11 protein-coding genes and 1 pseudogene are annotated in these 10,869 nt (G+C 39.7%); 3 read left to right on the top strand and 9 right to left on the bottom strand.

The window, feature by feature from the left end; all coding sequences use genetic code 11:
• Nucleotides 1-189 precede the first annotated feature (189 nt).
• From HLH14_RS10130 to hflX, 7 genes and pseudogenes are all read right to left on the bottom strand, one after another.
• Nucleotides 190-639, bottom strand: coding sequence for a DUF2147 domain-containing protein (locus tag HLH14_RS10130; protein ID WP_067723675.1), 450 nt, complete (start codon nucleotides 637-639; stop codon nucleotides 190-192).
• 161 nt (nucleotides 640-800) lie between these two features.
• A pseudogene (locus HLH14_RS10125) lies at nucleotides 801-1,250 on the bottom strand (DUF2147 domain-containing protein).
• A 150-nt stretch (nucleotides 1,251-1,400) separates the two neighbouring features.
• Nucleotides 1,401-1,847 carry a DUF2147 domain-containing protein gene (locus HLH14_RS10120; protein WP_067723674.1) on the bottom strand — a complete coding sequence of 149 codons (447 nt, stop codon included), beginning with the start codon at nucleotides 1,845-1,847 and terminating at the stop codon, nucleotides 1,401-1,403.
• 160 nt (nucleotides 1,848-2,007) lie between these two features.
• On the bottom strand, nucleotides 2,008-2,454 hold the full coding sequence (locus HLH14_RS10115; RefSeq protein ID WP_067723673.1) for a DUF2147 domain-containing protein: 447 nt from the start codon (nucleotides 2,452-2,454) through the stop codon (nucleotides 2,008-2,010).
• 85 nt (nucleotides 2,455-2,539) lie between these two features.
• The gene (locus tag HLH14_RS10110; RefSeq protein ID WP_067723672.1) at nucleotides 2,540-3,214 is read right to left on the bottom strand and encodes an LrgB family protein; all 675 of its coding nucleotides are present in this window, start codon (nucleotides 3,212-3,214) and stop codon (nucleotides 2,540-2,542) included.
• Between the two features lie 10 nt (nucleotides 3,215-3,224).
• A complete protein-coding gene (locus HLH14_RS10105; RefSeq protein ID WP_067723671.1) occupies nucleotides 3,225-3,596 on the bottom strand; it encodes a hypothetical protein in 372 nt (123 codons plus the stop codon).
• A 43-nt stretch (nucleotides 3,597-3,639) separates the two neighbouring features.
• Nucleotides 3,640-4,971 carry a ribosome rescue GTPase HflX gene (hflX, locus tag HLH14_RS10100; RefSeq protein WP_067723670.1) on the bottom strand — a complete coding sequence of 444 codons (1,332 nt, stop codon included), beginning with the start codon at nucleotides 4,969-4,971 and terminating at the stop codon, nucleotides 3,640-3,642.
• Between the two features lie 383 nt (nucleotides 4,972-5,354).
• On the opposite strand from hflX, the gene HLH14_RS10095 reads away from it, so the two are divergent.
• Entirely contained in the window at nucleotides 5,355-6,164 is an 810-nt protein-coding gene (locus tag HLH14_RS10095; RefSeq protein WP_067723669.1) for a lysophospholipid acyltransferase family protein, read from the top strand.
• A gap of 37 nt (nucleotides 6,165-6,201) precedes the next feature.
• Here HLH14_RS10095 and HLH14_RS10090 read toward each other — a convergent pair whose 3' ends face one another.
• Nucleotides 6,202-7,836: a phospholipase D family protein gene (locus HLH14_RS10090; protein ID WP_067723668.1), complete on the bottom strand. Its 1,635-nt coding sequence runs from the start codon at nucleotides 7,834-7,836 to the stop codon at nucleotides 6,202-6,204.
• A gap of 111 nt (nucleotides 7,837-7,947) precedes the next feature.
• Here HLH14_RS10090 and HLH14_RS10085 point away from each other — a divergent pair, with 111 nt between their 5' ends.
• Together HLH14_RS10085 and HLH14_RS10080 are read left to right on the top strand one after the other, a co-directional pair.
• Nucleotides 7,948-8,958 carry a metallophosphoesterase gene (locus HLH14_RS10085; protein WP_067723667.1) on the top strand — a complete coding sequence of 337 codons (1,011 nt, stop codon included), beginning with the start codon at nucleotides 7,948-7,950 and terminating at the stop codon, nucleotides 8,956-8,958.
• 87 nt (nucleotides 8,959-9,045) lie between these two features.
• Nucleotides 9,046-9,390, top strand: coding sequence for a hypothetical protein (locus HLH14_RS10080; RefSeq protein ID WP_067723666.1), 345 nt, complete (start codon nucleotides 9,046-9,048; stop codon nucleotides 9,388-9,390).
• Nucleotides 9,391-9,447: 57 nt separating this feature from the next.
• Here the strand turns inward: HLH14_RS10080 and HLH14_RS10075 are convergent, their stop codons facing one another.
• The gene (locus HLH14_RS10075) at nucleotides 9,448-10,767 is read right to left on the bottom strand and encodes an MFS transporter (RefSeq protein WP_067723665.1); all 1,320 of its coding nucleotides are present in this window, start codon (nucleotides 10,765-10,767) and stop codon (nucleotides 9,448-9,450) included.
• Between the last annotated feature and the right edge of the window lie 102 nt (nucleotides 10,768-10,869).

Below are 10,869 nucleotides of genomic sequence, written 5' to 3'. Positions count from 1 at the left end.
CGGAACGTTATCGAAATAGAGCGAAAAGACTCGGTTTGAGATTCAATTTAATTGCTGGAATCTATAACTTGGAGCTGAGTAAAAATGATTTATGAAAGAGGTCTAATATATTGAATTAATTAAAAATAAGTTCTTTTATACATAAAAAAAGCCACTGAAGTAGTGGCTTTTTAGCATGATACATCTGGATTAATCTAAGCGTAGCCAGGTTTGGCTTCGTCCGAGAGCTGAAATACCCACATAACCACGTAAGGTCAAGCGTTTACCACTGGCACTTAGCTTTACTTTAGCATCGTAAATTTTGCCTGCAAGTGGATCGATGACACGACCTTTTTCATAATTATATGTATCAGGCACGTGTTTTAAACCTTTCAGGACATCCATGCCTAGAATAGGTTGATTGGTATAAGGTGCTGGGCAATTATTACAGGTTTCACGAGGGGTATAACCTGGGCGAGGGGTAACTTTGGTGATTTTTCCGGTGAAAGTATTATTGGCTTCTTTACGAATTTCAATAATCGCTTTAGGTGAACCTGTTTTATCATCAATCTGTTGCCAAGTCCCCGATAGGTCTTGTGCCAATACATTTCCACTGAAAAATAAGCTAACGAAAGTAGCAAGCAAAATATTCTTTTTCATATCAATTCCTTCGATTGTGGAGTGTAATTTTTTTATCCATAAGAACATATTATGACCGTTTTATAATTAGTCAATATATTGCGTCATAAAAAATAAAAATAATGTGAAGTATTTAAATGACTCGGAATAAAAAAGCCACATAGTGTGGCTTTTTGTCAGAATTAGTCACTTTTAATCCAGGTTTGGGTCCGACCCAAGGCAGAAATTCCCACATAACCGCGTAATATAAGACGTTTACCGTTCGGGGAAATTCATCCTTTCAAACCATATATTTTTCCTGTTAAAGGGTCAAGTACACGACCATTTGCATAATTACTTCCATTGACATTTTGTAAGCCTTTAAAGACTTCTAATCCCAGTATAGGTTGATCTGTGTAGGGTGGTGGACAGCGGAAACATGTTTCTCGGGGCGTGTAACCTGGGCGTGGCGTTACTTTGATAATTTTTCCGGAATAAGATCCATTGGTTTGTTTTTGAATTTCAATCAATGCTTTAGGTGAACCTGTTTTATCATCAATTTGTATCCATGTACCAGCTATCTCCTGAGCAAAAGCCGAAAAACTGCTTAATAGTGCTGCAAAAAATGCAGCAGTGATTGCTATTTTTTTCATAAAATTTCCTCATTTATATAAGTCAGCTATCCTGTTGACTTATTTTAAGGTGAGGTAGCAATACGAAATTAAGCAGTCTTCTGGAATTAAAATTTTAAGTTCTTATTCGTACTGCTCTCACCATCTATGCTGAACTGTAATGAGCATAATTTAATCTTGCTTAATCCATGTTTGGCTACGACCAAGTGCGGAAATACCCACATAACCACGTAGAGTGAGACGTTTACCATTGGCACTCAATTTTGCTTTTCCGCTGTAGATTTTACCGCTGAGGGGGTCAAGAACCCTGGCATTTACAAAGTGGTTATCATCGGCAGCTTTCAATCCGGTTAAAATATCTAAGCCTAAAATGGGTTTATTGGTATAAGGTGCTGGGCAATTTACACAGGTTTCCTTCGGGGTATAACCCGGGCGTGGCGTTACTTTGATAATTTTCGCGGTATAAGTACCATTACTTTCTTGACGCATTTCAAGAATCGCTTTTGACGAGCCTGTTTTATCGTCAATCGTTTTCCAGGTTCCCGTAATATCATCTGCCAATACATTCCCACTGAAAACTACACTAGCAAAAGCAGCACATAATATATTCTTCTTCATATCAATTCCTGCGAGTTGGAAAATATTTTTCTTATCTATATAAAGATATAATCATCGTTTAGAGATCAGTCAACCTATTGCTTCATAAAAATGAAAAATAATGTGAAATATTTAAATAACTCGGAATAAAAAAGCCACATAGTGCGACTTTTTGTCATATTTAGTCGTTTCTAATCCAGGTTTGACTACGGCCCAAAGCTGAAACCCCGACATAACCGCGCAGGGTTAAGCGCTTACCATTTGGACTTAATTTCGCTTTCATACTGTAGATATGACCGCTAAGTGGATCAATAATCTTGCCGTGAGTAAAATTGGATCCTGCTGCTGGTTTTAAACCTTTTAAAACATCCATGCCTAGAATTGGCTTATTGGTATAAGGAGCAGGACAATTCACACAGGTTTCTTTGGCTGTGTAACCTGGACGAGGAGTGACTTTTACAATTTTTGCGGTATAAGTGCCGTTGGTTTCTTGACGAATTTCAATAATCGCTTTTGAAGAACCGGTTTTATCATCAATATTTTTCCAGGTTCCCGCAATGTCTTCAGCAAAAACAGCACTACTGCTGCTAGAAAGAAGTAGGGCTGCTAAAATTTTAAAATTTCTCATCAAAAAACCTTACGATAACTTTATGAACAATTTTTATCATAAGGTCAAATTTTGACGATACAAATGTTTATTAATGATTACTCAGTCACATTTTTTGCAAATAGAGTATGAATGTCGGCAACCAGATGGCTGTAAACACGGCATTTACTGCCATGCCAAAAGCCGCATAGCGTCCTGCCACACTGCCTCGTTGCCATGCTTGTGCAGTCCCAATGGCATGCGCAGCTAAGCCTAAGGCCAGACCAGAGGCTCTTTCATCGTTAATATGACGCAAGATAAATGGAGAAAAAGCAGCGCCAATAACGCCTGATAAAATCACAATTAAAATCACTAAGGTGAGCGGTGCATGTAAAAGCGTGGCGATATTAATGGCAATTGGAGTTGTTACCGCCCGAGTTGCAAATGCCATAATGCTTGCGTCAGACATATGCAATAAATAGGCAAGTCCCATCGGTAAAGCCACCGCACTAATGCTGGCAAAGACTAAAATGCCGACAATAGCCTTGAGTGGTAAGTCATCATAACGCATGGCTGCAAGCGGAATAGCCAAGGCAACGGTGACATAGCCGAGTAAATGATTAAATAGCGGATTGACCTGTGTCATATAAGATTCGTAAGGAATCCCAAACACAAACAGCAATCCAATAATGAAAAACATGCCGATGACAATGACCGGAACTTGTGGAAGCTTTTTATTTAAAGGTTTGGCAATCAGATAGGCGAAAAGGGTTAATGTAAAACCGTAGAGTACTGCTAACATCATATTTCCCCTATAACCAGCGCTTGGCCATTTTTGCGTAAATCCATAATGGAATCAGGGTGCTAATAAACATCACTGCAAGAAAAACAGGAATTTCCTTTCCCATGTGTACCAACATAATCAGGGAACCAGCACTAATCGGCAAAAAAGCGAAGGCACTTTCTTTCATTATTTTATTGTTGGTATCGACTAAACGCGCAGGTAATTTGTGGACATTTCTCCAAATAAGCAAGCTCAGCAACAAGCTAATCAAGCCGACCAAATTACCTAGTTCAGGGTGATTAAATTGCGTCATTAACCATACTGCTCCCTCACGAAAGCAGATGATTAAAGCCAGTGTGCCGATCCATGCTGGCCAGTCGATTGTTTTTATCCAGTCCATTTTTACCAAACTTTAAAATTATACTTATCACGTTTTAACCGATTTATCTTTTGATTTCAAATTCCTCAAGCGGTTTTTTGAATTGCGTGGCTTTTTTTCCTAGAATTTCATCAATCGGTAAATGTGCCTGTTTAATTAATTGTTCAAGTTTTGCTGGAGCAATAATGACGTGTAAATGCAGGTTGCCTTCATCATCATAATTTTCAGTCTGAATGACATTTAGCGCATACAATTGAGTACGCAATTTTCCATATTCAGGTTTTAATACCAGCTCAAAACTTTGCAATTGTCCCATCAAGCATTCCTGAACAGCTTGGCGTAACAAGTCCAAGCCCAGGTTGGCATGCGCAGATACATAGACACGATCGGGTAAATGCGGTTTAGAATACACAATTTTGGCATCTTCGCCGCTGATATCGATTTTGTTATAGACGCGAAGTACCGGGACATCGACACCAATCTCTTTTAAAACAGACTCGACGGCTTCAATTTGTTCCAGCATATCTGGACTGCTGGAATCGATGACATGCAGTAGCAAGGTAGCCTCAGCCGTTTCCTCAAGCGTGGCTTTAAAGGATTCTACCAAGGCATGGGCGAGGTTACGGACAAAACCTACGGTATCGGCCAGAACCAAAGCACCAATCCCATCCCAATTTAAACGGCGTAAAGTCGGATCGAGTGTTGCAAACAACTGGTCTGCGGCATAAACGTCAGAGCGCGCCAAGATGTTAAATAATGTCGATTTACCGGCATTGGTATAACCGACAAGAGATACTGTTGGAATTGCTGCTTTCTGGCGTGCAGAACGACCTTGCATACGGGTTTGACGAACTTTTTCCAGTTTGTCTTTTAATTGTCCAATACGTAAGCGAAGTAAACGACGATCTGTTTCCAGTTGTGTTTCACCAGGTCCGCGTAAACCAATACCGCCTTTTTGACTATCTAAACTGATGCCACTGCCGACCAGTCGTGAAGACAGATAATCCAATTGTGCCAATTCAACTTGAAGCTTACCTTCATGAGTGCGTGCACGTTGGGCAAAAATGTCCAGAATGAGCCGTGTACGATCAATCACGCGGCATTGAATGACTCTTTCTAAGTTGCGTTCCTGGGAAGGAGTCAGGCTGTGATCAAAAATGACCAAATCTATTTCTAATTCTTTAACTCGCTCCGCGATTTCTTCTGCTTTACCCGAGCCAATAAACAGTTTTGGGTCAGGCTTGATACGTTGAGCGGTAATATGTTCTACAATTTCAGCACCCGCTGACTGGGCCAATAAGCGAAATTCTTCTGCATCAAGGTCATCTAAAAGTTGTACAGAGACACTTACTAATAGGGCGCGTTCGCCACCTTGATGTCGCTCAATATATTCCACTAAATACTATCTCAACTACGTTAAAACTTCATTTTAGTAGAAAATAAGCACGGATAGTGAAAAATAGATCAGACTGGCTAAAGTAAGGTAACAAAACATTCAGTAAATAAAAATATCCTGCCTAAATGCAAAAGTTATTATTCTTAAATTGATTTTAAGTTATTGATAAAATTTATTATTTTAGTAGACGGTCAGGTTGCTAACTGATGCAGATCTATTCGTATAATTTATGTTTTAGATCAAAGCGTCGGGGTTATTGGTTTTAATCATTTTATTAAAAATGCAGGGTTCAGTTTTATGATCAATGCAAGATCAAAATGAACAGTATAGAATGGCAGAAAATAAATGATTAAACGCTGTGTCCGGTAATTAGTGATCAATCTATGACTCAATCCTCTGTAACTGAAAGTTCATCGTTAAATAGTATGTCTAAATTTTTCTTATATAGTAAAAAGTTATTGGCGGTTGTAGCTGCGCTTACACAAGGGTTTTATCTGGTTTTTCGTCACCGTTTATATAAAGACCCGAATAATCCGTGTAATACACGTTATGTACAGCACTTTTGCCGTCAATTATGCGAAGTTTTTAATCTTGAAATTCATGTACATGGCGTGATTCCACGTGAGCCAGCGTTGTGGGTGAGCAATCACATTTCCTGGCTGGATGTTGCCGTTTTGGGTTCTGGTGCTCGGGTGTTCTTTTTGGCCAAAGCGGAAATTGAAAAATGGCCCTTACTCGGCAAACTGGCAAAGGGTGGTGGAACACTGTTTATTCAACGCGGTTCTGGCGATTCGGTTAAAATTAAACAGCAAATTACCGAATTTTTAAAACAAGATATTCCGGTGTTATTTTTTCCTGAAGCGACCACTTCAGATGGTTCAAGAATAAAAAAAATCTATGGACGTCTTCTAGCTGCAGCCATAGAAGCCAACCGTCCTGTACAAATATGTCTGATTTGTTATGTTAATCAGCATGGACAACTGGATCTGGTGGCGCCGTTTATTAATGATATCAGCTTTGCCGATCACGTCAAAAAGGTCTTGGAAATGCCTAAAGTGAAAGCGCATTTAATGGCATTACCTGCAATATCGCCTGAAGGGCATACCGTCGAAACATTGACTCAGGAAGTTCACACCAAAATGATCGAAGGTTTAGCACAGTTACATCAAATAGTGCTTAAAAGTCCAACCTGAACGGGTAATAAAAATGAATCCCTGACAAAGCGAAGGCTTACATAAAGCCTTCGAGTGGCAACCATGAAATGATTTTAACCCCGGCCTTTTGCCACCATTTCATTTTCGGTTCTTTGAAATAGGTTTTGATGCTGCCATCCTGACGTTTAATTTTCCAGTTGATTTTATTGTTGGCATTTAAAACCAGTTTGTAGGCATATTTAGATAAATTTTGATCCATGGTCTGGTGCACAGCTCTGGCTAAATTCGGACTATCCAGCAAGACGCCAATTTCCGTATTTAAATAGGCAGAACGTGGATCAAAATTGAAAGAACCAATAAAGACCTGTTTTTGATCAATCGCCATCAGTTTGGCATGCAGGCTGGAACGGCTTAAACCTTTTAAGCTGACTTTGGCTTTTTCAGCGATTTCCTCGGTATTGGCATTTAAATTTTCAGTTTCAGGTACGGATAGAAACTCATATAACTCGACATTATCCTTTAATAAATTCTTTCGATATTTGCCATAAAAAGCATGTACTAAAAACACATCATTGGCTTTGAAAGAGTTTGTGAGTACACGCACCTGAATATTATTTTGAGCCAGCTCACTCAGCATCTTTTCGCCTTTTTTTTCAGGGACGAAATAAGCTGAAATAATATCGACGCTTTGTTCCGGTTTTTTTAAACGATTCAGCAGTTGAAAATTCAGATGTTGCTCTTTTTTTGCTTTAGACCTGATTTTACTGGGTGAGTCACTCACGATTTCCGCTTTGACCCAATCAAACTGGATGCTGCTATTCAGCCAGTTTTCAAAGGCATGTGAGCGTGTGGCTAAATCAAGATAATTCTGAACGCTAATGTTTTGTGAATGTTGTTCGAGTTGCTGTTTTAGACTTTCAAAACGCAATGCATAATGCCGAGGATTAACAATCTGTTTGACCGGAAATGCATAATCATCATTCCAGTATTCATCAAAAGAATGAACGATTTCATCGGATGCAGAGCCGACCAGCATCACATCGACATCAGAAAATTGATAACTGTCGCTAACGTTATAGTATTGGTTACTCATATTGCGACCACCGATTAAAGCAATCTGGTTGTCTGCAATAAAGCTTTTGTTATGCATGCGACGGTTGATACGTTTTAAATCCAGCACCATGTCCATGGCACGGTAATGTCTAAAACGGTAAGGATTATACAGTCTGACATCAATATTTTTATGCTGATCGAGTGCCAGATAAATGCCTTCCATCTTTTTGGCATTGTTATCATCCATCAACAAACGGACTTTTACACCACGGTCTGCTGCTTTAATAATGGAATGCAGAGCCAGTGAGCCAATTTTATCGTTATCCCAAATATAGTATTGAAGGTCTAAAGTTTTCTCTGCTTTATCAATAAGATGTATGCGTGCTGCTAAAGCTTCCAGCGGATCGTATAAAACATGATAACCAGTAAGATTGGGGTTTTGTTCTCTTAACGGTAAAATAATTTGCGCCAATGAGGTTTGTTTGGTTTCGGTATCAAACGCATATTCAATCGGTTGCGGTGTTTGCTTGGGCAGAGTAGTACATGCGGGAATCCCTACAATCAGGCTACAACTCAACAATACTGCAGTTTTATAGGTAGAAGAGTGACGCAATTTACCAGTATCTAGTTGAGTTGTGGGAGGGAAAGATCGCGCCATAAGTTATAAACAATACCAAAATTGGGTTTGAGTATAATTGCCAGCTGTGAAAAGATAAATATCAGAATAGATGAATGATGTCATATCTTCGTTATCGTTAGAGAAATTATTATGTGGGATACAGACTCGGTCGTTGTTTATTTTTATATCATTTTTTTTGTGCTTGGGATTTGGGGTGTTGCACAAGCATGGTTGAGTCAAACGCGTACGGAAACCATTCACCCATTTAAAGCTTTTGTGCATTTACTGGCATTTTACTTATCTTATTTACTGTTTCCTTTATTTTTCTTTAGCCTCTATGCTGGTTGGAGTGGCTATTACTCCATTCACCAAGCGGTGTTTATCTTCCTGCTCAGTAGCGTGCTCATTTATGCACGCTTTATTGAACCGCATCATGTGGGCGTTAAAACCCTGCAATATCAGTTGAATCCTGAACAGAAACTGCAGCGTCCGGTCAAACTGGCATTGATTGCCGATTTACATATTGGTCTATTTTCCGGCCATGAACGTCAACTAAAAATTATTGTTGATAAAATTAACCAGCAGAATCCAGATTTAGTGGTGGTTTCCGGGGATTGGACCTATGAACCCGAAAACACACTTGCCGATGAACTGGCGATTTTAAAACAGATCAATGCACCGGTTTATTCAGTCAATGGCAATCATGATGAACAATATCCTGGCCCCCCGATTCAACAATTATTAAGACATGCCTTAAAGGTCAATGATGTGATTGATATTGAAGGGCAGATGGTGGAATTTGATGAATTTCGCTTGTTGGGGGTAGGCGATTTATGGGCAGGAAAAACTGATATGCGTTATATGCCTGACTTGCCTCAAGATAAACCCTGGGTAATTTTATCGCATAATCCTGATACAGTAGATATGGTGCCACAATTGCCGACCCGCCCTTTAATGCTGTCTGGACATACGCATGGCGGGCAAGTTGAACTGCCCTGGGTGACCAATTACATCATGAAAAAAGTGTCTATACTGGGACATAAAAAAGGTTTATATCAGCATGAATATGCAGATGTATTTGTCACGGTTGGAACAGGAATGGTCGGTGTGCCTTTTCGTTTTCGGGTACCACCAACGATTGATATCATTGAACTGGTTTAAATTTTGAAGATCAATTTCTGGAACAATTTTTGACATACCCTAAAGCAAGATTGATTTATAACAATGAGAACAAAACAGGAGAAGAGTATGTCTTTTTCAGAAGAGGTCGGTCAGTTTTTTGCTTTAACAGAGACTCAATCGGTACAGCTTGAAGCTGGTTTAGTTGCTTTAGAACAGGCTTTTCAGCAAGCCGAAAGTGATGTGGTCAATACACCCGCATTTTCCGGCAGGTTTTATCAAAAGTTTCAGCAACTGATCACGGCCTTTGGGATTGATGAAAATAATGTGGAAGCTTTTCTGGATCATTTATATGGAACAGAAAGATACCGTCAACTTGTGACTTACATTGTTCCAAGTTATTACAATGCCGGTGGCGATCGACAGGTGTTTGAAGAACTGTATCAAGAAATGTTAAGTGATGAACAGATCTGAAAAAATAACATAAAAAAACCAGCGTCATCACGCTGGTTTTTTTATGATTTGATGAAATTAAACCTGGTTGTTTACATCATCATTTTTGGTTTCACGCATCGCCAAGAAAGCAAGCAGTGAAAGGATGGATGCAGCCGTTAAGTAATAACCTACCGCTTGTAAACCATAAGTGGTTGCAAGTTTAGTGGCAATCAGGGGTGCAAAAGATGCCCCAAAAATACCAGCAAGGTTAAAAGTTAATGCAGAACCGGTGTAACGAACTGAAGTCGGGAAGATTTCAGAAAGTACAGTACCAATTGGACCATAGGTTAAGCCCATGATCGCTAAACCAATACACAAGAATAAGAACACGATAACTGTGTTGCCAGATTCAAGCATGCTTGCGAACACCAAACCAAACAATGCTGAAGCGATACATACGCCAATTGAAGTTGCCTTACGACCAAATTTCTCGGCAAAAACTGCAGAAAGTGGAATGAATGCTGCAAAACACAGGGTTGCAACCAATTGCAATTGCAGGAATTCAGCGCGGGTATAACCGAGCTTTGTTGTGCCCCAGTTTAATGCGAATACTGTGGTCAAATAGAACACAACGAATGTACAGATGGCAGCAATCGTACCCAGAATCAGCATGCGCCAGTGTTTGGTCATTACTTCTTTAAATGGAATATTGACTTCTTTTTGCGTGTCCAATACTTTTTGGAATGCAGGCGTTTCATGAAGTTTTAAACGAATCCAAAGACCCACAATTACAAGTGCAGAACTTGCAATAAATGGAATACGCCAGCCCCATTGCATAAAGTCTGCTTCAGACATAAATGCGCCTAGGGTCAAGAATGAACCTGTTGCCAAGATAAAGCCGATTGGTGCACCAAGTTGCGGGAACATGCCATACCAGGCACGTTTGCCTTCAGGTGCATTTTCAGTTGCAAGCAGAACCGCACCACTCCATTCGCCACCAAGACCAAGCCCTTGTCCTAAACGACAAAGTGCGAGCAGTAATGGGGCAACAATACCAATCTGTGCATAGGTTGGAAGTAAGCCAATACACACGGTTGAAATACCCATGGTGAGTAATGCCGCAACCAGTGTGGCTTTTCGACCAATACGGTCACCCAGATGTCCGAATAAGGCAGCACCAATTGGACGGGCAATAAAGGCAATAGCAAATGTTGCTAAAGACTGAATGGTTGCAGTCGTTGGATCTGTACTTGCAGGGAAGAACAAATGAGGAAAGATAAGAACTGCCGCAGTTGCATAAATATAAAAATCGAAGAACTCGATTGTTGTACCCACAAGACTCGCAGTCAGTACGCGGAATTTTGAATTTGTAGCTACTACTTCTTCCGAAGCAGCAATAGAATTTGATGACGCCATGAGAAACCTTACACTTACTAAAAATAAAAAAACTTAGTTTTAAAAGCGTAATCTTTTTAAAAAAGGCGTAATTTCTTAAAAAAATACGAAATACCGACTCAT

This window comes from Acinetobacter terrae, assembly GCF_013004375.1.
In the GTDB taxonomy this organism is placed as follows: domain Bacteria; phylum Pseudomonadota; class Gammaproteobacteria; order Pseudomonadales; family Moraxellaceae; genus Acinetobacter; species Acinetobacter terrae.
This window is presented reverse-complemented; position numbering and strand designations above follow the sequence as displayed.

What these genes read in the sequence shown, in the direction of transcription:
- HLH14_RS10110 (WP_067723672.1), bottom strand. Translation starts at nt 3,214, where the DNA reads ATGTTAGCAGTACTCTACGGTTTTACATTAACCCTTTTCGCCTATCTG.
- HLH14_RS10075 (WP_067723665.1), bottom strand. Translation starts at nt 10,767, where the DNA reads ATGGCGTCATCAAATTCTATTGCTGCTTCGGAAGAAGTAGTAGCTACA.
- HLH14_RS10085 (WP_067723667.1), top strand. Translation starts at nt 7,948, where the DNA reads ATGTGGGATACAGACTCGGTCGTTGTTTATTTTTATATCATTTTTTTT.
- HLH14_RS10095 (WP_067723669.1), top strand. Translation starts at nt 5,355, where the DNA reads ATGACTCAATCCTCTGTAACTGAAAGTTCATCGTTAAATAGTATGTCT.
- HLH14_RS10120 (WP_067723674.1), bottom strand. Translation starts at nt 1,847, where the DNA reads ATGAAGAAGAATATATTATGTGCTGCTTTTGCTAGTGTAGTTTTCAGT.
- HLH14_RS10105 (WP_067723671.1), bottom strand. Translation starts at nt 3,596, where the DNA reads ATGGACTGGATAAAAACAATCGACTGGCCAGCATGGATCGGCACACTG.
- HLH14_RS10130 (WP_067723675.1), bottom strand. Translation starts at nt 639, where the DNA reads ATGAAAAAGAATATTTTGCTTGCTACTTTCGTTAGCTTATTTTTCAGT.
- HLH14_RS10080 (WP_067723666.1), top strand. Translation starts at nt 9,046, where the DNA reads ATGTCTTTTTCAGAAGAGGTCGGTCAGTTTTTTGCTTTAACAGAGACT.
- HLH14_RS10090 (WP_067723668.1), bottom strand. Translation starts at nt 7,836, where the DNA reads ATGGCGCGATCTTTCCCTCCCACAACTCAACTAGATACTGGTAAATTG.
- HLH14_RS10115 (WP_067723673.1), bottom strand. Translation starts at nt 2,454, where the DNA reads ATGAGAAATTTTAAAATTTTAGCAGCCCTACTTCTTTCTAGCAGCAGT.